Source organism: Arthrobacter sp. UYCo732 (assembly GCF_040547265.1).
In the GTDB taxonomy this organism is placed as follows: Bacteria; Actinomycetota; Actinomycetes; order Actinomycetales; family Micrococcaceae; genus Arthrobacter.
In genome coordinates this window covers 1-23,887 of the sequence record NZ_JBEPPJ010000014.1, presented here as the reverse complement: position 1 = coordinate 23,887, position 23,887 = coordinate 1, and the positions used below count along the sequence as shown (strand labels likewise).

Sequence of the window (23,887 nt, the reverse complement as noted above, 5' to 3'; positions counted from 1 at the left end):
CTTGTGCGCAGACGGGATGTCCCGGCTACATTCTGTCGGCGTCGTAGAACTCCGCGATGCCCTCGAGCCCCGGAAGATGGGGTGCGAGCTGCGGCAGTTCCGCCACGGAGCCGATTCCCATCCGTTCCAGAAAATATGATGTAGTCCGGTAGAGGATGGCTCCCGATTCAGGATCATTTCCCGAGTCTTCGATCAGCCCGCGCTGGGTCAATGTCCGCACGACAGAATCGACATTGACTCCTCGAATTGCGGAGACCCTGGCCCTGGAGACTGGCTGGCGATACGCGATGACAGCAAGTGTTTCCAGAGCTGCCTGCGTCAGCCTGGCCGTCTGACCCTCCAGCACAAACCGGCCCACAATGTCGGCGAAGTCTGCGCGGGAATAGATCCGCCAGCCACCGGCGATGCTCCGCAATTCAAAACCCCGGGGGGTGGAGGTGAAACCAGCAACGCTGGAATCGTCCATGTCCGGGGCTTTAACAGTATAGCCGCTATACTCCGCCTGCAGTTCCGCCAGCAACTGTTCGACGGCGGCGACCGTCAGGCTGAGGCCCGTGGCGAGTTCAGTAGCGGTGGCCGGCTGGTCCAGGACCATCAGGACCGCCTCAAGGGCGGCTTTGGCACCGCCGGGGAGCCCGTGCACTTCCGAAGAGCCCTGCGGCGCGTCGCCCGGTGCACCTGCCGTCGGCGCGGCCGGAACGTCCTCAGTCACGTCTGCTCCCCATATTCTTCGTATTGCTTGATCAGCGTTTCTGTTGCACAGTCCATCCCGCCCGCAATCCAGCGCACGGTGAGATCGCCCAACGGCGACACCTGGTCAAAGGACACCGCCCTGTCCCGGAACATCTCCAGCAAGGCCAGGAACCGGGCTACCACCACCAGGGTGGAGTCGGCGTCGGCGATCAGCGCCCGAAACGACAGCGGCTTTCCCAACTGCAGCCTGAGGCCCAGAATCTCGGCCTGTTCCTTCACGCTGACGGCGCTGCCATGCAGGTGCGACAGGCCAACCTCGGTGGCCTTGGGCGCTTTCGGCTGCAGGGCGGCTTCGGCCAGGCGCGCGAATTGCTGCGGCGTGTGCTTCCACACCAGTTCCGGCAGCATGGCGGTGAAGTGTTCCTCGAGGGCAACCTGCCGGGGGAAACGCTGCTCCTCCTGTTCCAGGGTGACGGCCATTAGCGCGGCCACCTGCTTGAATGCCTTGTACTGCAGCAGCCTGGCAAAGAGAAGGTCGCGGGCCTCAAGCAGGGCGATGTCCTCGTCGTCCTCCACCTCGCCGGTCGGCAGCAGCCGTGCTGCCTTGAGGTCCAGGAGCGTTGCGGCGACGACCAGGAATTCGCTGGCCTCGTCCAGCGCCCAGTCCTCGCCCAGCCTCTGGAGCTTCCTGATGTACTTGATGAATTCATCGGTGACGGTGGCGATGGCCACCTCGGTGATATCCAGCTGATGTTTGGCGATGAGCCCCAACAGGAGGTCAAACGGCCCGGTGAAGTTGGCCAGCCGGACCTCAAAGCCGTGCTTGGACTCAGCCACGGCCTGGCTAGGGTGCGCCGCCGCGCGAAATCAGTTCCTTCGCCAGCCGGCGGTACGCATCCGCTCCGATGTGGTTGCCGGCGTAGCTGGTGATCGGTTCTGCTGCCACCGTGGCATCGGCAAACTTGATGGAGCGCTTGATGACCGTCTCGAAGACTTTGTCGCCGAAGGCTTCCACCAGGCGGGTGATGACTTCGCGGCTGTGCAGCGTGCGGGCGTCGTACATGGTGGCGAGGACACCGTCCACCTGGAGGCGGGGGTTGAGCCTGTCCTGGACTTTGTCGATGGTCTCCACCAGCAAGGCCACCGCGCGGAGTGCGAAAAACTCGCAGATCAGCGGAATGATCACGCCGTGCGCGGCAGTCAGGGCATTGACGGTCAGCAGGCCCAGCGACGGCTGGCAGTCGATGAGGACGACGTCGTAATCGTCCTCAACCTTCTTCAGCGCCCTGTCCAGGACCTGCTCCCGGGCAACCTCATTAACAAGCTGCACCTCGGCGGCGGAGAGATCAATATTGGCCGGCAGCAGATCAACGTTTTCGACGCCGGTCTGACGGATAGCGTCGCGGATATCCACTTTGCGGTCCATCAGGACGTTGTAGACTGTCAGGTCCAGTTCATGGGGATTGATGCCCAGGCCGGCCGACAGAGCGCCTTGAGGGTCAAAGTCGACCAGCAGCACCCTGCGGCCGTATTCGGCGAGGGCCGCAGCCAGGTTAATCGTGGACGTGGTCTTGCCGACGCCACCCTTCTGGTTGACCATGGCGATCACGCGCGCGGGACCGTGGGATGACAGGGGAGCGGGTTCCGGAAACTCGCGGTGGGGGCGCCCGGTGGGACCCATCACGGCGTCTTCCAGATCGAGTTCCGTGCCATCCAGAGTTGCCGAACCCTGTTCGCTGCTCACGTATCTATCCACACTTTCGATGACGGTGATTGTCCTGCCGCTGATGTTCCAGCGCCTATCCTGCTTTTCACCTAGGTTACAGGTCCCGACACGGTATTCGAGGGAACTTGACTTTGTGTGCATTCTGAGCCTTTACCTTCTACTAGAGGTCGAAGGTTGGCCCGCCGGGCAGACAAACCACCCGTGCAGCAGGGCTGCACGGGCGGTTTTTATCCCAGGGTCAGGGGCGCATCTTAGGCGTGCGCCACCGCCTCTGAGTTGGCGGCGGACGTGCCCAACCGGTCACCGTGACCCGGCATCATGGTCTGCTCGTCGAAGGGGAGTTCGCCGGAAAGCACCTTGGTGACCTGCTCGCCGTCGATCTCCTTGACCCAGGTGCCGATCAGCACGGTGGCAACAGCGTTGCCGGTGAAGTTGGTCAGGGCCCGGGCCTCGGACATAAAGCGGTCGATGCCTACGATCATGCCCACGCCGCCCAGCAGTTCCGGCTTGTGCGCCTGGAGTCCGGCGGCCAGCGTTGCCAGGCCCGCACCGGTCACGCCGGCCGCACCCTTCGAGGCGATGATCATGAAGATGAGCAGGGAAACCTGGGCGCCGAGGTCCAGCGGGGTGCCCATGGCGTTGGCAACGAACAGGGATGCCATCGTCAAGTAGATAGCTGTGCCATCGAGGTTGAAGGAGTAGCCGGTGGGGACGGTGACGCCGACAACCGGCTTGGAAACGCCCAGGTGTTCCATCTTGGCGATGAGGCGCGGCAGGGCAGCTTCGGAAGATGAGGTGGAGAAGATCAGCAGGTACTCACGGGCCAGGTACTTCATGAGCCTGAAGATACTCACGCCGGCCACAACCTGGAGGATTCCGCCCAGGATTACCACAATGAACAGTGCGCACGTGATGTAGAACGCCACCATCAGCGTGAACATGCTGATGATCGCCTGGAATCCGGTGGCACCGACCACGGCGGCGATGGCGCCGAAGGCACCCACCGGGGCGAGCCACATGATCATGATGAGGATGCGGAAGACCAGCGCCTGGCCGTGCCCGATAGCCTTAAGGATTGGTGCGCCCTGCGGGCCCATCTTCTGGAGGGCAAAACCTACCAGGATGGCCGCGAGGAGCGTGGGCAGGACCGGAATATCCCCGGGGATGATGCCCAGCAGAAAGTCGACAGTGCTGTCGGTGGCAGCCTTCTTGGTGGGATCGTAAGGGGTCAGCTTGAGGCCTTCGCCGGGGTGGATCAGGTTGCCCACCACCAGGCCGATGGCGAGGGCGAAAGTGGACATGACCACGAAGTAGCCCAGCGCCAGGCCACCCACCTTGCCAACAGTTGCGGCCTTGGCGATGGAGCCGATGCCCAGGACGATGGTGCAGAAGATGATTGGTGCAATCATCATTTTAATGAGCTTGATGAAGCCATCCCCGAGGGGCTTGAGGGATTTGCCGACCTCGGGGAACAGCAGTCCGAGAACGGCGCCCAGGATTACGGCGGCGATGACGGCCATGTAAAGGTAGTGGGATTTGTCGAGGCCCTTGCGGGCGGCCTTCGCAGGCGCAGCTGACTCTCCTCGTTGAGAAGCCATGGTGTGTCTCCTTATGGATAATCTGGTAGACGCTGCGCCACAGTCTCTGGGCCCATCGCGTCAGTCTGTTGTGATACCCATCATTGGGTACGCAGTGACCCGGCTCACCGTTGCGTTCATATTGGTCGTGGAAGGTACAAAATGATCCACCGCTGGAGCATCGCCCGCCGGCTGTTTGTGGCCAATCTGCTGATCGTGCTTGCCTTCACATCGATCGTGGGCACTGCCGCCTCCGTCGATGCCCGGGACCGCAGCTATGAGGAAGCCGGACGGCGGATGACCGGGGTGGCGGCCGCCGTGGCGGCCAATCCGCTGGTCCTGCAGGCTGCTGACGCGCCGAATCCGACGGCGTTGCTGCAGCCGTATGCGCTGGACGTCATGGCGGGTTCCGGAGCGGATTTCCTGACGATCATGGCGCCGGACAGGACACGCTGGACACATCCGCGGGACGAGGAACTTGGCAAGCCTTATATCGGCTCCATCGATGCTCCGCTACGCGGCGAAGTATTCACAGAGGTCACGGCAGGAACGCTTGGGCCGTCGGTGCGGACGGTTGTTCCGGTCAAGGATGCTGCGGGAAACGTTAGGGCCCTCGTCGCTGCAGGCGTCACAGTCCGGACGGTCGACGTTGCCCTGTCCGGCCGGTTGCCTGCACTGCTGGCCATCGGCGGGACCCTGCTCGCAGGCGGGTCACTGGCTTCCTGGCTGTTGGGCCGTTACTTGCGGCGCGTGACCCGGGGCTGGGGGCCGGAGCAACTGGCGCAGCTGTTCGCATACTACGAATCAGTGCTGCACTCCGTCCGGGAAGGCCTCATCCTCATCGACAACAAGGGCCGGGTGGTGATGCACAACGACCAGGCAGCAGATCTGTTGGGCCTGGAGTCGCGGGGTTCGGACGATGATCCGTCGCGGCCACCGTTACTGGCAGACCTCCCGCTGGTACCAAGCCTGAAGCGTCTCTTTGAATCGGGCCGGATTGCCCACGACGAAATCCATCTCACAGGTCCGCGCATCGTGGTGGTGAACCAGGGCCCCGCCGTCGGGCCGGTCTCCCCCGGCATCCGCCGCCCGGCCGTCTTCGGCACAGTGGCCACCATCCGCGACCGGACGGAGATCGAGTCGCTGGGCAGTGAACTGGAGACGATGCGGACGCTATCCGATGCCCTCCGCGCCCAGACTCACGAGCACGCCAACCGGCTGCACACCATGGTTTCCCTGCTGGAACTGGGCCGCACCCGCGAGGCCCTGGAGTTCGCCACCAAGGACCTCGAACTGAGCCAGCAGCTCACCGACGAAATGGTGAGCTCCGTGGACGAGCCGGTTCTCAGCGCCCTGATCATGGGGAAAGCCGCCGAAGCGAATGAACGCGGCGTCAACCTGACGCTCGCCGCCGAAGGGTCTGCGTCCGTCACGGGCCTGGCTGTCCAGGATCTGGTCACCATCCTGGGCAACCTCCTGGACAACGCCATTGACGCCGCGGCTGATGGTCCGGCACCGAAGTCGGTACAGCTGACCGTTGAGTCCGACGCCGAGGGGCTGGACATCACCGTGGAGGATTCCGGTGCGGGCGTGGACCCTGCCGCCGTGGAGGACATCTTCCGGCAGGGCTTCAGCACCAAGGCGCCGGGTCCTTTCGGACGCGGCATTGGCCTGGCCCTTGTCCGCCAGGCCGTACGGCGGCTGGACGGTAACATGACCATCACAGGCACGCACGGGGCACGCTTCCACGTCTTCCTGCCGGCCCTGGCTGCCGGAACCGACAATGAGGAGCAGGTCCTGTGAGAGATATCCGTGTCCTCGTAGTCGAGGACGAACCGGTGGCATCGGCCGCCCATGCAGCCTACGTGGGCCGGCTGCCGGGGTTCTCGCTGGCAGGAACCGCACCCGATGGCCAGTCCGCCCTCAGGCTCCTGACCGAGCTCGCGGCCGCCGGCGAACCGGTGGAGCTCGTCCTGCTCGACATGAACCTCCCGGACCTGCATGGCCTGGACATCGCCCGGCGGATGCGGGCCGCGGGGATCCTCGCGGACATCATCGCCATCACGGCCGTACGGGAGGTGGCCATCGTCCGGAGCGCCGTTGCCATCGGCGTGGTCCAGTACCTGATCAAGCCGTTCACCTATGCCACGTTTGCGGACAAGCTCGCCAGCTACCGGCTTTTCCGGCAGCAACTGGCCGCGCCGGAATCCGGGGCGGGCCGGACCGGGGCATCCCAGAGCGAAGTGGACCAAGCGTTCGCCAGCCTGCGGGCGCCGTCGGAGTTGCCGTTGCCGAAAGGCCTCTCCGGGTCCACGCTCGACGCCGTCAATGAGTACCTGAGTCAGCATGCGGGCGCGGTTTCGGCCTCTGAGGTCATGACGGTGCTGGGCATGTCGCGGGTGACCGCCCGCCGCTACCTCGAATACCTTGCCGACGCCGGCACGGTCACCCGTGCCCCGCGCTACGGCACTCCGGGCCGCCCGGAGAACGAATACGGCTGGAACCGCCGGGACTAGGCGGCGCCCTCCGGCCGGAGCACGCCCAGCAACTGCCCAATCACCTCGGGATCCTCAATCGTGGACGGCACAACGTACTCATCGCCGTCGGCAATTTGCCGCATCGTCTTGCGCAGGATCTTCCCGGACCTGGTCTTGGGCAGCGCCTGCACCACTGTTGCGTGCTTGAAGTCAGCCACTGGTCCGATGTCCTTCCGGACCAATGCAACCAGCTCGCGGACCAATTCCGCTTCGTCACGGTCCACGCCGGCTTTGAGCACCACGTAGCCGCTCGTGCGCTGCCCCTTGAGGGGGTCGGCTACCCCGATCACCGCGCACTCTGCGACGGCCGGGTGGCTGGCGATGACCTGTTCGATCGCACCGGTGGACAACCGGTGGCCGGCCACGTTGATGATGTCGTCGGTGCGGCCCATCACAAACACGTAGCCATCGGCGTCCTGGTAGCCGCTGTCCCCTGTGGCGTAGCTGCCTTCGAAGGCTTCAAGGTAGGAGGACACATAGCGGTCATCGTTCTGCCAGAGAGTGGTCAGGGTGCCGGGGGGCAGCGGCAGCCCGAGGACAATGTTGCCCTCCTCCCCCTGTTCCACGGGCGAGCCGGAGCCGTCCACGATGGCCAGCGCAAAGCCAGGCATGGGAACGGTGGGCGAACCGGGCTTGAACGGCAGATCCTCCAGGCCGCGCGGGTTGGCACAAATGGCCCAGCCGGTTTCGGTCTGCCACCAATGATCCACCACGGGGACATCCAGGACTGCGCCGGCCCAGCGATACGTCTCTGTGTCCAGCCGTTCGCCTGCGGAAAACAGCGTGCGGAGGCTCGAAATGTCGTAGCGGGCCAGCTCTGCTGCCTGGGGGTCGGCCTTTCGGATCGCCCGCAGCGCGGTAGGCGCCGTGAACAGCACGTTGACTTTGTGGTCCTGGATGACGCGCCAGAACGCGCCAGCATCGGGAGTGCCCACCGGCTTGCCCTCATACAGCAGCGTGGTGGCACCCGCCAGCAGCGGTCCATAAACAATGTAGGAGTGGCCCACCACCCAGCCTACGTCGGACGCCGTCCACATCACGTCGCCAGGTCCAATATCGTAGATGTTCGCCATGGTCCAGGAGAGCGCGACCGCGTGGCCGCCGTTGTCCCGCACCACACCTTTAGGCTTCCCGGTGGTGCCGGAGGTGTAAAGAATGTAGAGCGGATCCGTTGCTGCCACGTCCACGGGGGCAGCCGGAACAGCCTCGTCCATGGCCCGGTCCCAATCGAGCCACCCCGGGAAGTCCGAAAGACTGCCGGCGAAGCCTTCGCGGTTCTTGACGATGACGGGCAGCGCGCCGGCGCTACTCATGGCGAGTGCTTCGGCCACGGCGGGCAGATATTCCACATGCCGCGACGGTTCAATCCCGCCCGAAGCGGTGACAATAACGGTGGGCCCGGCGTCGTCGATCCGCGCTGCCAGCTCCTTGGGTGCGAACCCGCCGAACACCACCGAATGCACTGCCCCCAACCGCGCCGTCGCGAGCATGGCAATGGCCGCTTCGGGGATCATGGGCATGTAGATGACCACGCGGTCGCCCTTGCCGACACCCTGCGAGCGCAGCACCCCGGCAAACCGTGCAACGAGCCCGGTCAGTTCGGCGTACGTGTAGCTGCGTTTGATTCCCAGCATGGCGGAGTCGTAGAGGAGCGCAGCCTGGTCACCGCGGCCGGCTTCGACGTGGCGGTCCAAGGCGTTGTAAGCCGTGTTGAGCGTGCCTTCCGGAAACCAGCGGTACAGCGGTGCTTCGGATTCATCCAGCGCCGTGACGGGTGGGCTCGCCCACGCCACTGCAGTCGAAGCTTCCAGCCAGAAGTCCTCCGGCCGTTCCAGACTCCGTGCGTAAGTTTCCTGATAGCTGCTGGCCATAGTGTGCTCCTGTCCACGCCGACATGTTGCCCCAATGCTATTCGGACATCCGGACGCAGACAAGTCTTTTGTATACATTGAAGGAGGATTTGAGCCTATTTTTTGTCAGATACTGCGCAATGCGTCATTTTTTGTATACACTGGCAGCATCTACGGACTGAGGGGAGGAAAACCTTGCGAGCCAGCGACAAAGCCTATGCAGTACTTCGCGAAGACATCATCGAATGGCGCCTCGCGCCGGGCACCGTCCTTGCCGAAGTGGAACAATCGGAACGGCTCGGAGTGTCACGCACCCCCGTCCGGGAGGCACTCAGCCGGCTGAGTGCAGAAGGACTCACGACGGCGGCAGGCGGCCGCGGCGTCGTCGTCACCGATATCTCCCTGGACGACATCGACGAGATGTTCGAGCTCCGCGAAACCCTGGAGGGCAAGGCGGCCGCCTTGGCCGCCGAACGCGGCGAGCGCTCGGTGTTCCTGCAGCTGCACGCCGACCTCCAGCGGGCGCCAGAGCTGATCAGCGACGACGATCCCGCCCGCCACGAGTACTACGCGCTGGTGGGCCGCCTCGATGAGGCCATCGATGCCGCTATCTCCAACTCCTACCTCGCCCAGGCGATGCGGAGCCTGCGGGTCCACCTGGTCCGCGTGCGCCGCCTCGCTGCTGATGACGCGCCGCGCCTGAACGCGGCCGCCCTCGAACACGCAGCGATTGCCGAGGCCATCGCAGCCGGCAACGCCAAGCTCGCCGAAGCAGCCACCACCCTGCATCTGCACCGCAGCCTTTCCCACGTCAAAGCCACCCACTCACCGAATAAGGAGCACCATGGTTAAGCTCAACCACGTCCGTGTCTATAAGAGCGACGAGAACCTCGCCCGTGAAGACCAGCTGGCCCACAAGATCGCCGAGGTCGCCGCCGATGCAGTCGAGGTAACCCCGGAGGTCACCGAGATGGTCATCAACCGGGTCATCGACAACGCATCCGTTGCCATCGCTTCCCTGAACCGCGGCCCGATCATCGCCGCCCGCGCCCAGGCCCTGACCCACGCGCCCACCACCAACGGCAAGGGCAGCGGCATCTTCGGTATTACCGACCGGGTCTCCCCCGAATGGGCAGCATGGGCCAATGGCGTCGCGGTCCGCGAGCTCGATTACCACGACACCTTCCTGGCGGCTGAATACTCACACCCCGGCGACAACATCCCGCCGATCCTCGCTGTCGCGCAGCACGTCGGAGCCAGTGGCAGGGACCTGATCCGCGGCATCGCCACCGGCTACGAAATCCAGGTCAACCTGGTCAAGGCCATCTGCCTGCACAAGCACAAGATCGACCACGTGGCCCACCTCGGCCCGTCCGCTGCGGCCGGCATCGGCACGCTGCTTGGCCTTGATGTGGAGACGATTTTCCAGTCCGTCGGACAGGCGCTACACACCACCACCGCCACCCGCCAGTCCCGCAAGGGCGAGATTTCCACCTGGAAGGCGCACGCCCCGGCGTTCGCCGGCAAGATGGCTGTTGAAGCCGTGGATCGCGCGATGCGCGGCCAGACTTCCCCCGTGCCGATCTACGAAGGCGAAGACGGCGTCATCGCCTGGATGCTGGATGGCCCCGAAGCCGCTTACGAGGTTCCGCTGCCCGAGGCCGGGGAGGCAAAGCGGGCCATCATGGATACCTACACCAAGGAACACTCCGCCGAATACCAGGCCCAGGCCTGGATCGACCTGGCCCGCAAACTGCACAAGGAACACCCGGAGGCCGCTGACCCGGCCAAGGTCAAGTCGGTCCTGATCAAAACGAGCCACCACACGCACTATGTGATCGGTTCCGGTGCCAATGATCCGCAGAAGTACAGCCCCACGGCCAGCCGCGAAACCCTGGACCACTCCATCCCGTACATCTTCACCGTAGCCCTGCAGGACGGCTCGTGGCACCACGTGGACTCCTACTCCCCCGAACGCGCCGGCCGCGCCGACACGGTGGAGCTGTGGAACAAGGTCAGCACCGTAGAAGACGCCGAATGGACCCGGCGCTACCACTCGCTGGACATCGCCGAGAAGGCCTTCGGCGGCTCCGTGGAGATCACCCTGAACGACGGCACGGTCATCACCGATGAAATCGCCGTAGCCGACGCCCACCCGCTCGGCGCCCGGCCGTTCGCCCGCCAGCAGTACATCAACAAATTCCGCACCCTCGCGGCCGGTCTCGTCGCCGAAGAGGAAATCGAGCGTTTCCTCGCTGCTGCCGAAAGCCTGCCCGATCTGGGCCCGGGCGAGCTTGACCAGCTGAACATCACCGCCGCCCCCGGCGTGATCAACCTCAGCGACGCGCCTGCCGGCCTCTTCTAGGCCCCTAACTGCTACAGGAGAACCACATGCTGTACTCCAAGACAACCCCGGAGCAGAAACGCCTCGCGCTTCGCACGATGCTCGCCTCAGGCACCATCCAGCAGTTCCCCGGCGCCTTCAATCCGCTCTCTGCCCGGCTGATCGAGGAAAGGGGCTTCGCCGGCGTCTATATCTCCGGTGCCGTGCTGGCTAATGACCTTGGCCTGCCGGACATCGGGCTGACCACCCTGACCGAGGTTGCCACCCGTGCCGGGCAAATCGCCCGCATGACTGACCTGCCCTGCCTTGTGGACGCGGACACCGGGTTCGGTGAGCCCATGAACGTGGCCCGCAGCATCCAGGAACTCGAAAACGCCGGACTGGCCGGCTGCCACATCGAAGACCAGTTCAACCCGAAGCGGTGCGGCCACCTGGACGGCAAGAATGTGGTGGACGTGGACACGGCCACCAAACGCATCCGCGCTGCGGCTGACGCGCGCCGGGACCCAAACTTCCTCATCATGGCCCGGACCGATATCCGGGCCGTGGAGGGGATTGAAGCGGCCCAGGACCGGGCGCGGGCGCTGGTGGACGCCGGCGCCGACGCCATCTTCCCGGAGGCGATGAAGGACCTGTCCGAATTCCAGGCCATCCGCGATGCCGTGGATGTGCCGGTCCTGGCCAACATGACCGAGTTCGGCAAGAGCGACCTCTTCACCGTTGACCAGCTGCAGTCCGTGGGCGTCAATATGGTGATCTACCCCGTCACCCTGCTCCGTAGTGCCATGGGGGCTGCAGAGCGTACGCTGGAAACGATCAAGGCAACAGGGTCACAGGAAGCACAGGTGGAAAACATGCTCACCCGTGCGCGTCTCTATGACCTCGTGGACTACGAGGCCTACAACCACTTCGATACCGGCGTTTTTAACTTCCAGATTCCCGGCGTCCGTTAGGACCCGGATCCCAGCAAGAACGAAGGAGTTCAACATGGTAGCTGTTGATATCAAGAAGGGACTGGCCGGTGTCGTGGTGGACTACACCGCGGTCTCCAAGGTCAACCCGGACACCAATTCGTTGCTGTACCGCGGCTATCCCGTCCAGGAGCTCGCCGCCAGGTGCAGCTTCGAGGAAGTGGCCTTCCTGCTGTGGAACGGCGAACTGCCCACCCCCGACGAGCTGTCCGCCTTCTCAGCCCGGGAGCGCGCCGGCCGCGCCCTGGATCCGGTGCTGAAGCAAGTCATCGACGCACTGCCCACCACTGCCCACCCCATGGACGTGTGCAGGACGGCGGCATCGGTGCTGGGTGCCCGCCACGAACTGGCCGAGGATTCCTCACCCGAGGCCAACATGGCCAAAGCCGTGGACCTTTTCGCAGCCATGCCAGCCGTAGTTACCTACGACCAGCGGCGCCGGCGCGGCCAGGACCTGGTAGAGCCCCGGGATGACCTGGGCTACGCGGCCAACTTCCTGTGGATGGCTTTCGGCGAAGACCCGGTGGACGAAGTAATCGAGGCCTTCAACGTCTCGATGATCCTCTACGCCGAGCACTCGTTCAACGCCTCGACCTTCACGGCGCGGGTGGTCACCTCGACCCTCGCCGACCTTCATTCGGCTGTCACGGCTGCCATAGGCGCCCTCAAGGGACCCCTGCACGGCGGCGCCAACGAGGCAGTAATGCACACATTCGACGAAATCGGCATCCGCCCCGAGGAATCGCTCGAGGATGCCGCTGCCCGGGCCAAGGCCTGGATGGAAGACGCCCTGACTCAGAAGAAGAAGGTCATGGGCTTCGGCCACCGCGTCTACAAGCACGGTGACTCCCGCGTGCCCACCATGAAGGCAGCACTGGACAAGATGATCGCCCACTACGGCCGGCCGGAACTCCTGGGGCTGTACAACGGCCTGGAGCAGGCCATGGACGAGGCCAAGGCCATCAAGCCCAACCTCGACTACCCGGCCGGGCCCACGTACCACCTCATGGGCTTCGACACCCCTACGTTCACGCCGCTCTTCGTGGCCAGCCGGATCACCGGCTGGACGGCGCACATCATGGAACAGGCCGCGTCCAACTCGCTGATCCGGCCGCTCAGCGAATACAACGGCCCGGAGGAACGGCACGTGCCGTAGTCCCCACCGATTCCCACGCCCAGTACATACGACGGCGGGCCGGTCACCTTTTGGAGGGTGACCGGCCCGCCGTTGGCGTTGCTACAGTGGGGCCATGAGCGACGAGGGTCCACCCACCCTGCCCTTACCAGAGGCCCGACTGCCCGGCTGGCTGGTGCGGAACCCGCTGTATGCCGGTTGGCCATGGACTGGGTTCTGGGCCCTTCTGATTGTTGTGGACGAGTTTGTGGATCTGGCGGGGTGGACCTGGTATCTGCTGGCGGGAATGGCAGCACTGCCAACAGTCCTGTGCGGCCTGGCGGTGCTCCACGCGACCCCGCGCCGGCACCTGAAATCGCCCCGGGAATCCGTGCTGGGGCATTTTTCGTAAGGTTCCTGGCCCTCGTTGCAGCGTTCATGATGTCGGGCGCCTCCGTAGTCATGAGCGCGTCCATCTCACCAACCGTTTAGTCCCCGGCGGGGGGATTCCGAGCGGGCCGTCACCTCGCTTGGCTTAAACCTGCTGGCGGCAGCGGTTCCAGTGGTCATATCGGTGCTGTGGATGGCTTTCATTGTGCGCTGCGCCTGGTTTCTGCGCCGCCGCCGGGGCTGGCGGCAGAGCCCGGAGGACTCGCGGGTGCCCAAGAAGTTCCTGCGGACCAGGCCACGCTTGAGGCAGCTGGTGGTGGGCCTCGCTCACCCCGGCCTCCTGCTCGTCGCCGGACTGGGCACGTCGGTCTTGGGCACTGCTGCTGGGTTCTGTGGAACTCACACTGAACATGCTGCGCTAGCGGCGCTGCCCTTTAGGTGGTGCTCGCCCTGTCCAGGACGTCCCGGACGGTCTCGTTGTCATCGTTGAGGGATACGACAATGTCGATCTCTGATCCGGTCAGCACAACGGGGAGCCAATGTTCGGCGTCCTGCCACATGCGGTCCACCGGCAGCGCCTCCGCTCGGAACCACGCCGGCGCGATTTCCTCGCTCTCCGCCGGCTCACCTTCCCAACGGCGCGCAGTAAAAAGCCGCGTATGCATGTTCCATTCCGGTTTGGCGGGAAACACGAACTCCACGGTCCCCGCATGGCGGAGGTCCTCTTCCAGAACTGTGACTCCTGCTTCCTCGAACACTTCCCGGCACACCGCTTCAGCGTCGCTTTCGCCGGCCTCCACATGTCCGCCAAGGCCCACGATTTTTCCTGTCCCGAAGCCTGACTTCTTGAGTCCGAGCAAAACTTCCTGCCCCGCGGGGGTGTCCCGAAGCAGGAAACACAGGGTCACGGGAACTGAGGTCATGGTCACCAGCGTAGCCCGGCGGCGACGGAGCGGAGCCGGTGTTTGGCGCGGGCACAGCAAATTGCTTTCAGCTGAACGGATACGTGCGCCGTGTCAGCCCAGCGCACGCGGGTGGGCGGCAGCGTAGATTTCACGGAGCGTGTCCGCGGTGACCAGGGTGTAGACCTGTGTGGTGGTGACCGAGGCGTGGCCCAGCAGTTCCTGCACCACGCGGACGTCCGCGCCGCCCTCCAGCAGGTGGGTGGCGAAGGAGTGCCGCAGGGTGTGCGGCGAAACGACCTTCGTGATGTTGGCTTTATCCGCCGCGGCCTTCAGGATGGTCCAGGCGCTTTGCCGGCTGATTCTTCCGCCCCGGGAATTGAGGAACAGCGCCGGCGTACCGTTGCCTTTTGCCGCCAGCAGCGGCCGGCCCCGCACCAGATACGCGTCCAGGGCACGGGCGCCATAGGAGCCGAGCGGCACCAGCCGTTCCTTCGAGCCCTTGCCGAACAGCCGGACCACCGCAGGCCCTGCCTCAGCGTCCTGCAGCGAAATGTCGTCAACGTCCAGGCCCACGGCCTCACTGATCCTGGCGCCGGTGGAGTACAGGAACTCGAGCAGGGCCCTGTCCCGCATTCCGGTGGCGGTGTCCGTGCCGGTGGCCTCAAGGATCCGGGTGACCTCGTCCACGCTGATGGCCTTGGGCAGCCTCTTCCCTGGCATCGGCGGGTGGACATCGCCGGCGGGATCCGTCGTCGTGAGTCCTTCGAGGGCCCAGAACTTGTGCAGTCCGCGGACGGCCACCACGGTCCGGGCCGCCGATCTGACACCCAGTGCCGTGCCGCCGTCGGAACCGTCGTTGAGCGCCATTACGAACCCTGTCACGTGACGGCGGGTGATCCGGCCCGGGCTTTGGCAGCCCTCTGACGCCAGGTACCGCGAATACCGCGCCAAGTCGCGGCGGTAGGCGGCGAGCGTATTGGCGGCCAGGCCCCGTTCGACGCCCATGTGCTGAAGATACGCCGTGATGGCGTGATCGACGTCGGTCAGGGGACGGACGGGCGGCGCTGTGGCTACCGCCGAAGTGGGGGCCGTCATCAACGCTGGCTGGGGTGCGCCGGCCAAGGGGCGTCCGAGGGGCGCAGTCCGGCAAAGCCGTCTGCCCGCGCCGCCGCTGCGGCCAGGATCCCGACGACGGCGGACGGGTTGTGCAGCCGCCCGCCCAGGACTGCCGCCACGGCATCGTCCAGGGCAATCCAGTGGAATTCGATTTCAGCTTCCTCATCGGTCCGCTCATGGCGGTCGTGATGGGGAACTTCCGTGAGGTCGCGGGCAAGGTAGATCCTGATGGCTTCACTGGAGGACCCGGGCGAATTAAAAAAGTCCGTCAGCACGTTCCATTTCGCGGCGGCGAGGTCCGCCTCTTCAGCCAACTCGCGGGCGGCACCCACCACAAAGTCCTCGCCTTCCACATCCAGAAGGCCGGCCGGGATCTCCCAAAGGTCCATGCCCACGGGGTGCCGGTACTGCCTGATGAGGAGGACCTCGCCGGCGTCGTTCATGGGCAGGACCGCGACGGCGCCGGGGTGGTCGATGTAGTCGCGGGTCAGCGCCTCACCGGTCTCGCTCAGCTGGAAGCTGTCGCTCACAACGTCCCAGATCCGGCCTTCATAGACCTTTTCCGTAGACAGAAGACGGCGCGGGCTCGGTGCGTCCGAAACCTGCCCTGCAGCTGGGATCGTTTCAGGTGTACCGGGCATCGCGCCGTCCTCTACTTATTCGGTTCTATTTTGCGGCAACCGTACGTAACGGCTTGGCGGCCGGTGCGTTCTGTGCATTCTGGTGGTCCAGGGCGGCCTTGATCAGCCCGCTGAAGAGCGGGTGGGGCCGGGTGGGACGCGAGCTCAGTTCCGGGTGCGCCTGCGTTGCCACGTAGTACGGGTGGACCTCGCGTGGCAGTTCAACGTATTCCACGAGCTTGCCGTCCGGTGACGTGCCGGAGAACACGAGGCCCTCGGCTGCGATCTGCTCGCGGTACTTGTTGTTGACCTCGTAGCGATGGCGGTGGCGTTCGCTGACGGTGGTCTTGCCGTAGGTCTCGGCGATAACGGAGCCTTCGTCGAGCTTTGCCTCGTACAGCCCCAGGCGCATGGTGCCGCCCAGATCGCCCTTGCCTTCCACGATGTCCAGCTGCTCTTCCATGGTGGCGATCACCGGGTACTTGGAGTCCGGCTCGAACTCGCTGGAGGAAGCGCCTTCGAGGCCCACCACGTTGCGTGCATACTCGATCACCATGCACTGCAGGCCCAGGCACAGGCCCAGGACGGGCAGCTTGGATTCGCGGGCGTACTTCAGGGCGCCCAGTTTTCCTTCGAGGCCACGGATTCCGAAACCGCCCGGAACACAGATGGCGTCCACGCCGCCGAGGGAAGCGACAGCACCCTCATGGGTTTCGCATTCGTCCGACGGTACCCAGCGGATCTTGACCTTGGTGGCATTGGCAAAGCCACCGGCGCGCAGGGCCTCGGTCACGGACAGGTAAGCGTCCGGAAGGTCGATGTACTTGCCCACCAGGGCAATTTCGACGTGGTGCTTCGGGTTGTGGACTGCTTCAAGCAGCTTGTCCCAGCTGGTCCAGTCAACGTCCCGGAACGGCAGGTCCAGGGCGCGGACGATGTAGGAGTCCAGCCCCTGCGAGTGCAGGGTCTTGGGGATGTCGTAGATGCTCGGGGCGTCGGGGCAGCCGATGACGGCTTCAATGTCCACATCGCACATGCGGCCGATCTTGGCCCGCATGGCCTCGGGGACTTCGCGGTCCGAGCGGATCACGATTGCCTCCGGCTGAATGCCGATGGAGCGCAGGGCTGCCACGGAATGCTGGGTTGGCTTGGTCTTCAGTTCCTGCGACGGTCCGATATACGGGACCAAGGAGACGTGGACGAAGAAGACGTTGCCGCGGCCGATGTCCTGGCGGACCTGGCGGGCCGACTCGAGGAAGGGCTGCGACTCGATGTCGCCCACGGTGCCGCCGATTTCGGTGATGATGACGTCCGGCGCGTTCTTACCCTCGGCGGGCAGCCGCATGCGTCGTTTGATCTCATCGGTGATGTGCGGGATGACCTGGACGGTGTCACCCAGGTATTCGCCGCGGCGCTCCTTAGCGATCACGGTGGAGTAGACCTGGCCGGTGGTTACGTTGGCGGAGCCTTCGAGGTTTTCGTCCAGGAACCGCTCGTAGTGTCCAATGTCCAGGTCCGTCTCGGCGCCGTCGTCAGTGACGAAGACTTCACCGTGCTGAAAGGGGTTCATCGTGCCCGGATCCACGTTCAGATAGGGATCGAGCTTCTGCATAGTTACAGACAGGCCGCGTGCCCGCAGCAGGTGACCGAGGCTCGAAGCCGTCAGTCCCTTACCGAGCGAGGACGCCACACCACCGGTTACGAAGATGTGTTTGGTCGTCTTGGATGAGCCCGGGAACCGGGAATTTACACGGGAATTTGATCGCTGCACCACGGAATTCGAGCCTATCATCAATTGAGCCTTCCCCGATCAGGAACTGGATCCCCAAATGATCCAGTGTGCACGGCAAGGCACTCTGCGATCAAGGGGTTGGCTGCCGTCAGGCCCGCTGCGGCAGCAGTTTTGCGTCGTCCAGCAGCTCCTGCGCGTGGGCCTGCGCGGATTCGGAGTCCTCCTGGCCGGCCAGCATCCGGGCCAGCTCCCTCACCCTCTCCGCGCCGTCGAGGAGTCGAACATCACTGGAAGTGAACCCGGTGGCGGTGCCCCCGTCGGCTCCCCTAACCGATGTTTTGGTGACGGTGATGTGTTGGTCGGCGAACGCCGCCACCTGCGGCAGGTGCGTGACCACCAGGACCTGGACGTGCCGGGCGAGCATGGCCAGCCGGCGTCCGATTTCAACGGCGGCCCGCCCCCCGACGCCGGCATCCACCTCGTCGAACACAAAGGTAGGCACCGGGTCCACTGCTGCGAGCACCACTTCGATCGCGAGCATCACTCGTGACAGTTCGCCGCCGGAGGCGCCCTTTCCGAGCGGCCTGGCCGGCGCCCCGGAGTGCGGCTGGAGCAGGAACGCGATTTCGTCGGCGCCATACGGCGTCAGCTGTCCGGCACTTTCGAGGTTGATCAGCAGGGTGGCGTCGGCCATGGCCAGTGCCTTCAGCTCGGCGCTGACACGGCCGGAGAGGACCTTGGCCGCCTTGGCCCGGATCTTGCTGATGGCAGCGGCCTGTTTCTGCAGTTCCGCTCCGGCCCGGAAAACCTCGGCGTCCAGCGCTTCGATCCTGGTGGAATCGTCCTGCAGTTCGTCGAAGCGCACGCGTGCGTTCCCGGCCCACAGCAGGACTTCGTCGATGCTGGGGGCGTACTTGCGGACCAGCTTGGCCAAGGCGGCCCGCCGGTCTTCGATTTCGGCGAGCCGCTCCGGACCCTCCGAGTCCAGGCCTGCCTGGTAGCTGGCCAGCTCCGTGGCGATGTCGGTGAGAAGGAAGCCCACTTCTGCCAGCCGTGCCGCGGCGGCGCCCAGCTCGGCGTCGTGTTCGGCCACATTTTCGAGGGTCCGTTTCGCGGCATCAACGAGTGTGGTGGCGTCGCTTTCGTCGCCGTAGCCTTCCGCAATGAGCGCCTGGTGCGCGGTGTTTGCCGCGATCCTGAGCTCCTCCACGTTGGCCAGCTTCACTGCCTCCGCTTTGAGGGTCTCATCCTCCCCCGGCTGCGGCTCCACCTCGTCGATCTCGGCCAACGAGACTTCCAGGGACTCGGCCTCGCGAAGCCTGTCACGTGCGGCGCTGCGGAGTGTTTCCAGCTCTGCCTTGATGGTCTTCCAGTGACTGTATAGCGCCTGGTAAGCACCCAGCGGGCCTGCCAGGGCTTCGCCGGCAAACTTGTCCAGGGCACCGCGCTGGGCCGCTGCCCCCTTCAGCCTGATCTGGTCCGACTGGCCGTGGACCACCACGAGGGTTTCACCGATCTCGGCAAGGACTCCCACGGGCGCGGCCCGCCCACCCAGGAATGCGCGGCTGCGCCCGTCCGCACCAAGGCGACGGGCCAGGATGAGTTCCGCGCCGCCGTCGAACTCTTCCACATCGGCACCGGCGTCCACGGCCCGGGCAATCGCGGGGTGCCCGGCGTCGAGCTTCAGGACCGCCTCCGCGGTGGCGTTTTTCGCACCGCTCCGTACCGCCCCGGCGTCGGACCTGGCCCCCAGGAGGAGGCCGACGGCGGTGACCACCATCGTTTTACCGGCACCGGTTTCGCCGGTGACGACGCTCAGCCCGGGGCCCAGCGGCAGGATGGCGTCGGTGATGACGCCCAGATCGCGGATTCTCAGTTCTTCAAGCATGGTTCACTTTGCGGTTGCGGAATCGGTATCATCATCCGGCTCGTCTCCGGAGGTGACCTGAAGCGGCGGCATCGGCCGGAGCGTGTGGACGATCGGAATGGGTCCGGTGTGGATGGCTTCCGACTGCGGCACGGGCCCGCGCCAGCCATGGATGGGAAGCTCGAACTTGCGGACCAGACGGCCGGAAAAAGGCGTCTGGTGCGTCCTTGCGAGCCGGACCGGGATGGCGGACTTTGTCACTTCCACGCGCGCGCCGGGGGGAAGATCCACGGAGCGCCGGCCGTCGCACCAGAGCACACCCTGGGCACCGGTGCGGGTGAGGACTTCAACGGCCAGCCGTGACCGGGGCGACACCACCAGGGGCTTGGCGAACAGTGCGTGGGCGCTGATCGGGACAATGACCAGGGCCTCAACCTCCGGCCAGACCACTGGGCCGCCCGCAGAGAAGGCATAGGCCGTGGACCCTGTGGGCGTGGCAAGGACCACGCCGTCGCACCCAAAGGACGTCAGCGGGCGCTCATCGACTTCGGTGACCACCTCGAGCATGCGTTCGCGGTTCCCTTTTTCGATCGCGGCCTCATTGAGGGCCCAGGTGTGCCAGATTTTCTGGCCGCGGACCCAAACCTGGACATCGATGGTCATGCGCTCTTCCACCGTGTAGTCGCGGCGGGCAATCCATTCCACGGTCTGGGCGAGGTCGGCGCGCTCACTTTCGGCCAGGAATCCCACGTGGCCGAGGTTGACGCCCAGCAACGGCACGTCGACTTCGCGCACCAGCTCGGCCGCACGCAGGATGGTGCCGTCACCGCCCAGGACCATAACGAGCTCAACGTCCGGCAGCTGCACATGGTCGTGCAGGATTTCCACAGGCTGGGTGAGGTGGCCGAAGAATCTTTCCATGTCGGCCAGTTCGGATTCCTGCATCACGGGCACAATGCCGGAGTCGTGCAGCCCGGAACAGGCTTCCCAGGCAGCCTTCAGCGAGTCCTCGCGGCCAGTGTGGGCAAGGACAAGTACTCGCCTGCTCATCGGGTTCCGCTTTCTAGTGGTTCGGCCAGATACGTCCAAGCAGGCCGTCAAGGGCTGCGTGGCGCTCTTCGATCTTAGGCAGGTCTTGGGTCATCCTGCGCTTTATCCACAGGAAGTATTCGACATTTCCGTCCTGGCCGGGAAGTGGGCTGGCCGCCAGGCTGCATAAGTCCAGTCCGGCGTCGAGCGCCGCATTGGCGACCTTTTCCACCGCCATCCGGCGTTCACGCTCTGAATTCACCACGCCGGTCCGGCCCAGGCGGTCCTTGCCGATCTCGAACTGCGGCTTCACCATGAGTACCAGGTCACCGCCCGGCTGCGTGCACAGCGCCAGTTGATGTACCACCAGGGTCAGCGAAATGAAGGAGAGGTCAGCCACCGTCAGGTCGGCCTGTCCGCCGATGTCCGCTGGCGACATGTACCGCACGTTCAGGCCCTCGTGCACGGCCACCCGGTCATCGGCCCGGAGCTGCGGGACCAGCTGATCATGGCCGACGTCGACCGCCACCACGTGTGCCGCACCGCGCCGCAGGAGCACCTCGGTGAAGCCGCCGGTGGAGGCGCCGGCGTCAAGGCACCTCTTGCCCCCAACCGTGACCTCCGGAAAGGCGTCGAGAGCGCCCGCCAGTTTGTGACCGGCGCGGCTGACGTAGCTGTCCGCTTCCGTGTGTTCGACGGCCAGGTCCTTGCCGTCGTCAACCTGCAGGGACGCCTTTGACAGGATGTGGCCGGCCGAGCTCACTTTGCCCTCGGCAATCAACGTGGCGGCGTGGGTCCGGGACCTGGCCAGACCGCGGGCGACGAGTGCCTGGTCAAGTCGTGCCATGCTCAAGCTTCTCCCTCGCCATTCCTGGCTCTTCCTTCAACGCTTGCAGCAATGCATCGTGGAGGTCACTGTAGATAGCTTCGTGCTCTGCCACCGGCCTGTCCGCGACGCCGTCCAGCACGGCAACGATGGCCGAAATGCCCGGGTCGCTGAGCTCCTGTGCGGCCGTCTCAGGCCATCCGGGTGCTTGCTGGGCTGGTTCGGGGTTGTCCTCGTCGTTCAGCTCAGTCATTGCACCAGTCTAATGATTGAGCCACTCAAGTTTGGGCTTGGTGGCCCGGGCGGCTTCCGGGACCGCGGTCCACCAGGCCGCGCAGGCGGCCCGCCACGAATCCAGGTCACCTTGGCTGCCACGGACGTGAATGGTGTCACCGCTGACCCGCGCGGTGGAGGCCCCGCAGCGGTGCGTTCCGTCAGCGTGGTCCACGGCCGGGTAGGGACGGTGGAGGTCGCCGAGGGAATCGATGATGTAGTCCGGGCGTTCGGCCGTGCGCGCGGCCAGGATAGTGGCCCGGGTATCGACGCCGGTCAGCACAGCCACCGTGGCAAACCCGGCGTTGTTGCCGCCGAGGATGTCAGTGTCCAGACGGTCGCCCACCACCAGTGGGCGGTCAGCCGCGAGCCGTTTAGCGGCGGTGTGGAAGAGCGGAGCCTCCGGCTTTCCGGCAACCCTCGGAGTCTGTCCGGTAGCGCTGGCTACTGCTGCCACCAGCGTGCCGTTTCCCGGGGCCATGCCCCGTGCCAGGGGAATGGACATATCCGTGTTGGTAGCAATCCACAATGCTCCGGCCGACACCACGAACGATGCCTCGGCCAGTTCTTTCCAACCGATCCCGGGATTGAATCCTTGGACCACGGCTACAGGATCCTCGTCCTGGCTGTAGACAGGAGTCAGTCCCACCAGTTCGATTTCCTGCGCCAGAGCTGGGCTGCCGGTGATAAGCACCCGTGCGCCGGGGGCAACGAGCGATGCCAGGAGCTCCGCAGCGGCTTGCGAGGAACTGACAACCTGGTCGTCTTCGGCCGGCGCACCGAGTTCACGGAGATGCGCCGCAACCTGCGCCGGAGTGCGCGAAGCATTGTTAGTGACATACCCCAGGCCAATGCCCAAACCTTCGAGTTGCTGCAGCGAGTCCACGGCGCCTGGGATGGCGTGCTGTCCGGCATAAACCACACCGTCGAGGTCCGCCAAAAGGGCGTCAAACCGGGAAATCAATGGAATTTCAGTCATGGCGAGCTAGTTCCGTTCTTCAGAGTGGGCATCGGTGCCGTTGTTGCTGTCGCCGGCGTCGCCGTGCCCGGCGTTATGCTCTTCGTCATCGTCCTCGGTGTCACCGGCTTCCAGCTCGTCTCGTTCGACGGAATCCTCATCAGAGTCGGCATCATTTGAGTCGAAGAAATCCGATTCGACGTCGTCGATGGCCGCATCCACGCCGGCGGCCTGAATGACAGTCTTGTCCGCGGCTACCTCGGAACGGGCAGCAGAAGTGGAAGCACTGGTCTCCGGTCCTGCGGCAGCGCGCTCCAGCAGTCTCCGGCGCTGTGCTTCCTCGCGGGCTTCCTCTTCCTCGTCCCAGCCCAGGTCCACGATGTCCGGCTCCTCATCGGCACCAAGGCCAAGGGCATTCTCAGCCACCACGGCCTGCTTCTGCCATTTAGCCGCCTCGTCTTCGCGACCAACGGCGGCCAGAGCATTTGCGTAGGCCCGGAAGAGCCTTGGGCTGTAGGAGAACGCACGGTTCATGTCCAGCTGGGCAATTTCAAGTTCAGCCACGGCAGCGTCCAACTGGCCGAGGTCAGACCGCGCTCCGGCCGCCACGATGGCCAACTCGACTTTGCCGGGCGCGTCCAGGTCATTCGCTTCCTCGGACCGGACCACGTCTAGGGCACGGTCAGGCCGGCCCAGTCCGCGTTCGCAGTCTGCCATCACGGGCAGGTGGACGTTCGAACCGCTGATGCGGCGGTAGGTCCGGAATTCGCGCAGTGCTTCGCCGTAGTGTCCTGCAGCGTAAGCGGTGAGTCCGACGGCTTCACGGACGGCCGCCAGCCGGCCACCACGCCGGCTCGCGGCGAGAGCATGCTGGAAGGCCAGCTCGGGTTCTTCGTCGATCAGGCGTCCGGCCATTACCAGGTGGCGGGCAACCCACTCGGCGCTCTTGTCTTCCAGAGTCTTGATCTGGTGCTGCGTAGCGCGGTCAAGCTCCTTGCCCGTGACATCCTCATCGATTTCCGGGGAACGTTCGCGGTCCGGGCGGTTGGCGCTGCGAAGGTCACGCGCGTTGGGCACGCGGGCCGGGCGGTCTTCGGCACGGTCCCTGCCGAATTGCCGGGGGCCGGAGTCACCGCGGTCGCCGCGGTCGAAACTGCGGGGAGCACGCTCCTGGCGGTCGCCGAACGGCTTGCGGTTCTCGCCGCCACCGAAGCTGCGACGCTCGCCATCGCCTTCACGACGCGGACGGTCACCATAGGGCTTATTGTCACGCTCACCGAACGGCTTCCGCTCACCACCACCGAAGCTGCGACGCTCGCCATCGCCTTCACGACGCGGACGGTCACCATAGGGCTTGTT

The 23,887-nt window shown here is 65.0% G+C and carries 22 protein-coding genes; 7 read left to right on the top strand and 15 right to left on the bottom strand.

The window, feature by feature from the left end:
* Positions 1 to 25 precede the first annotated feature (25 nt).
* The 4 genes from scpB to ABIB45_RS15985 form a co-directional block, all read right to left on the bottom strand.
* Positions 26 to 643 carry an SMC-Scp complex subunit ScpB gene (gene scpB / locus ABIB45_RS16000; protein WP_354216899.1) on the bottom strand — a complete coding sequence of 206 codons (618 nt, stop codon included), beginning with the start codon at positions 641 to 643 and terminating at the stop codon, positions 26 to 28.
* A 65-nt stretch (positions 644 to 708) separates the two neighbouring features.
* On the bottom strand, positions 709 to 1,530 hold the full coding sequence (locus ABIB45_RS15995) for a segregation and condensation protein A (RefSeq protein WP_354216833.1): 822 nt from the start codon (positions 1,528 to 1,530) through the stop codon (positions 709 to 711).
* A 7-nt stretch (positions 1,531 to 1,537) separates the two neighbouring features.
* Positions 1,538 to 2,437, bottom strand: coding sequence for a ParA family protein (locus ABIB45_RS15990; RefSeq protein ID WP_354216832.1), 900 nt, complete (start codon positions 2,435 to 2,437; stop codon positions 1,538 to 1,540).
* A 233-nt stretch (positions 2,438 to 2,670) separates the two neighbouring features.
* Positions 2,671 to 4,017 carry a cation:dicarboxylate symporter family transporter gene (locus tag ABIB45_RS15985; protein WP_354216831.1) on the bottom strand — a complete coding sequence of 449 codons (1,347 nt, stop codon included), beginning with the start codon at positions 4,015 to 4,017 and terminating at the stop codon, positions 2,671 to 2,673.
* Positions 4,018 to 4,158: 141 nt separating this feature from the next.
* On the opposite strand from ABIB45_RS15985, the gene ABIB45_RS15980 reads away from it, so the two are divergent.
* Both ABIB45_RS15980 and ABIB45_RS15975 read left to right on the top strand, forming a co-directional pair.
* The gene (locus ABIB45_RS15980; protein ID WP_354216830.1) at positions 4,159 to 5,799 is read left to right on the top strand and encodes a sensor histidine kinase; all 1,641 of its coding nucleotides are present in this window, start codon (positions 4,159 to 4,161) and stop codon (positions 5,797 to 5,799) included.
* Positions 5,796 to 6,512: a response regulator gene (locus ABIB45_RS15975; protein WP_354216829.1), complete on the top strand. Its 717-nt coding sequence runs from the start codon at positions 5,796 to 5,798 to the stop codon at positions 6,510 to 6,512. Before ABIB45_RS15980 ends, ABIB45_RS15975 begins: the two co-directional genes overlap by 4 nt.
* Here the strand turns inward: ABIB45_RS15975 and ABIB45_RS15970 are convergent.
* Complete coding sequence (locus tag ABIB45_RS15970) at positions 6,509 to 8,404, bottom strand: propionyl-CoA synthetase (protein WP_354216828.1); 1,896 nt, start codon at positions 8,402 to 8,404, stop codon at positions 6,509 to 6,511. The two genes, ABIB45_RS15975 and ABIB45_RS15970, sit on opposite strands and share 4 nt — an antisense overlap.
* 174 nt (positions 8,405 to 8,578) lie before the next feature.
* On the opposite strand from ABIB45_RS15970, the gene ABIB45_RS15965 reads away from it, so the two are divergent.
* The 5 genes from ABIB45_RS15965 to ABIB45_RS15945 all read left to right on the top strand — a co-directional run bounded on the left by ABIB45_RS15965 (position 8,579) and on the right by ABIB45_RS15945 (position 13,224).
* Positions 8,579 to 9,235 carry a GntR family transcriptional regulator gene (locus ABIB45_RS15965; RefSeq protein ID WP_354216827.1) on the top strand — a complete coding sequence of 219 codons (657 nt, stop codon included), beginning with the start codon at positions 8,579 to 8,581 and terminating at the stop codon, positions 9,233 to 9,235.
* Positions 9,228 to 10,748, top strand: coding sequence for an MmgE/PrpD family protein (locus tag ABIB45_RS15960; protein WP_354216826.1), 1,521 nt, complete (start codon positions 9,228 to 9,230; stop codon positions 10,746 to 10,748). The genes ABIB45_RS15965 and ABIB45_RS15960 overlap by 8 nt, the downstream gene beginning before the upstream one ends.
* A 26-nt stretch (positions 10,749 to 10,774) precedes the next feature.
* Positions 10,775 to 11,680 carry a methylisocitrate lyase gene (gene prpB / locus ABIB45_RS15955; RefSeq protein WP_354216825.1) on the top strand — a complete coding sequence of 302 codons (906 nt, stop codon included), beginning with the start codon at positions 10,775 to 10,777 and terminating at the stop codon, positions 11,678 to 11,680.
* A 34-nt stretch (positions 11,681 to 11,714) separates the two neighbouring features.
* Positions 11,715 to 12,854: a bifunctional 2-methylcitrate synthase/citrate synthase gene (locus tag ABIB45_RS15950; protein WP_354216824.1), complete on the top strand. Its 1,140-nt coding sequence runs from the start codon at positions 11,715 to 11,717 to the stop codon at positions 12,852 to 12,854.
* A gap of 94 nt (positions 12,855 to 12,948) precedes the next feature.
* On the top strand, positions 12,949 to 13,224 hold the full coding sequence (locus ABIB45_RS15945; RefSeq protein ID WP_354216823.1) for a hypothetical protein: 276 nt from the start codon (positions 12,949 to 12,951) through the stop codon (positions 13,222 to 13,224).
* Positions 13,225 to 13,636: 412 nt separating this feature from the next.
* Here ABIB45_RS15945 and ABIB45_RS15940 read toward each other — a convergent pair whose 3' ends face one another.
* From ABIB45_RS15940 to ABIB45_RS15895, 10 genes are all read right to left on the bottom strand, one after another.
* On the bottom strand, positions 13,637 to 14,125 hold the full coding sequence (locus ABIB45_RS15940) for an 8-oxo-dGTP diphosphatase (protein ID WP_354216822.1): 489 nt from the start codon (positions 14,123 to 14,125) through the stop codon (positions 13,637 to 13,639).
* Between the two features lie 93 nt (positions 14,126 to 14,218).
* Positions 14,219 to 15,202: a site-specific tyrosine recombinase XerD gene (xerD, locus tag ABIB45_RS15935; protein ID WP_354216821.1), complete on the bottom strand. Its 984-nt coding sequence runs from the start codon at positions 15,200 to 15,202 to the stop codon at positions 14,219 to 14,221.
* Positions 15,202 to 15,864, bottom strand: coding sequence for an NUDIX domain-containing protein (locus tag ABIB45_RS15930; protein ID WP_354216820.1), 663 nt, complete (start codon positions 15,862 to 15,864; stop codon positions 15,202 to 15,204). Before ABIB45_RS15930 ends, xerD begins: the two co-directional genes overlap by 1 nt.
* Before the next feature lie 25 nt (positions 15,865 to 15,889).
* Positions 15,890 to 17,635, bottom strand: a complete 1,746-nt coding sequence (gene pyrG / locus ABIB45_RS15925; protein WP_354216819.1) for a CTP synthase — start codon at positions 17,633 to 17,635, stop codon at positions 15,890 to 15,892.
* Positions 17,636 to 17,723: 88 nt separating this feature from the next.
* Positions 17,724 to 19,463 (bottom strand): DNA repair protein RecN, encoded by a 1,740-nt coding sequence (recN, locus tag ABIB45_RS15920; RefSeq protein WP_354216818.1) that lies wholly within the window; start codon positions 19,461 to 19,463, stop codon positions 17,724 to 17,726.
* Between the two features lie 3 nt (positions 19,464 to 19,466).
* Entirely contained in the window at positions 19,467 to 20,492 is a 1,026-nt protein-coding gene (locus tag ABIB45_RS15915; RefSeq protein ID WP_354216817.1) for an NAD kinase, read from the bottom strand.
* 13 nt (positions 20,493 to 20,505) lie between these two features.
* Positions 20,506 to 21,318 (bottom strand): TlyA family RNA methyltransferase, encoded by an 813-nt coding sequence (locus ABIB45_RS15910; protein WP_354216816.1) that lies wholly within the window; start codon positions 21,316 to 21,318, stop codon positions 20,506 to 20,508.
* Positions 21,305 to 21,550 (bottom strand): hypothetical protein, encoded by a 246-nt coding sequence (locus ABIB45_RS15905; protein ID WP_354216815.1) that lies wholly within the window; start codon positions 21,548 to 21,550, stop codon positions 21,305 to 21,307. Before ABIB45_RS15905 ends, ABIB45_RS15910 begins: the two co-directional genes overlap by 14 nt.
* Before the next feature lie 9 nt (positions 21,551 to 21,559).
* Complete coding sequence (locus tag ABIB45_RS15900; protein ID WP_354216814.1) at positions 21,560 to 22,549, bottom strand: HAD-IIA family hydrolase; 990 nt, start codon at positions 22,547 to 22,549, stop codon at positions 21,560 to 21,562.
* A gap of 6 nt (positions 22,550 to 22,555) precedes the next feature.
* Positions 22,556 to 23,887 (bottom strand): tetratricopeptide repeat protein (locus ABIB45_RS15895; RefSeq protein ID WP_354216813.1); only part of this gene is annotated, 1,332 nt, incomplete at its 5' end.

What these genes read in the sequence shown, in the direction of transcription:
- pyrG (WP_354216819.1), bottom strand. Translation starts at nt 17,635, where the DNA reads ATGATAGGCTCGAATTCCGTGGTGCAGCGATCAAATTCCCGTGTAAAT.
- ABIB45_RS15950 (WP_354216824.1), top strand. Translation starts at nt 11,715, where the DNA reads ATGGTAGCTGTTGATATCAAGAAGGGACTGGCCGGTGTCGTGGTGGAC.
- recN (WP_354216818.1), bottom strand. Translation starts at nt 19,463, where the DNA reads ATGCTTGAAGAACTGAGAATCCGCGATCTGGGCGTCATCACCGACGCC.
- ABIB45_RS15900 (WP_354216814.1), bottom strand. Translation starts at nt 22,549, where the DNA reads ATGACTGAAATTCCATTGATTTCCCGGTTTGACGCCCTTTTGGCGGAC.
- ABIB45_RS15915 (WP_354216817.1), bottom strand. Translation starts at nt 20,492, where the DNA reads ATGAGCAGGCGAGTACTTGTCCTTGCCCACACTGGCCGCGAGGACTCG.
- xerD (WP_354216821.1), bottom strand. Translation starts at nt 15,202, where the DNA reads ATGACGGCCCCCACTTCGGCGGTAGCCACAGCGCCGCCCGTCCGTCCC.
- ABIB45_RS15980 (WP_354216830.1), top strand. Translation starts at nt 4,159, where the DNA reads ATGATCCACCGCTGGAGCATCGCCCGCCGGCTGTTTGTGGCCAATCTG.
- ABIB45_RS15945 (WP_354216823.1), top strand. Translation starts at nt 12,949, where the DNA reads ATGAGCGACGAGGGTCCACCCACCCTGCCCTTACCAGAGGCCCGACTG.
- ABIB45_RS15970 (WP_354216828.1), bottom strand. Translation starts at nt 8,404, where the DNA reads ATGGCCAGCAGCTATCAGGAAACTTACGCACGGAGTCTGGAACGGCCG.
- ABIB45_RS15985 (WP_354216831.1), bottom strand. Translation starts at nt 4,017, where the DNA reads ATGGCTTCTCAACGAGGAGAGTCAGCTGCGCCTGCGAAGGCCGCCCGC.
- prpB (WP_354216825.1), top strand. Translation starts at nt 10,775, where the DNA reads ATGCTGTACTCCAAGACAACCCCGGAGCAGAAACGCCTCGCGCTTCGC.
- ABIB45_RS15905 (WP_354216815.1), bottom strand. Translation starts at nt 21,550, where the DNA reads ATGACTGAGCTGAACGACGAGGACAACCCCGAACCAGCCCAGCAAGCA.
- ABIB45_RS15910 (WP_354216816.1), bottom strand. Translation starts at nt 21,318, where the DNA reads ATGGCACGACTTGACCAGGCACTCGTCGCCCGCGGTCTGGCCAGGTCC.
- ABIB45_RS15930 (WP_354216820.1), bottom strand. Translation starts at nt 15,864, where the DNA reads ATGCCCGGTACACCTGAAACGATCCCAGCTGCAGGGCAGGTTTCGGAC.
- ABIB45_RS15960 (WP_354216826.1), top strand. Translation starts at nt 9,228, where the DNA reads ATGGTTAAGCTCAACCACGTCCGTGTCTATAAGAGCGACGAGAACCTC.
- ABIB45_RS15940 (WP_354216822.1), bottom strand. Translation starts at nt 14,125, where the DNA reads ATGACCTCAGTTCCCGTGACCCTGTGTTTCCTGCTTCGGGACACCCCC.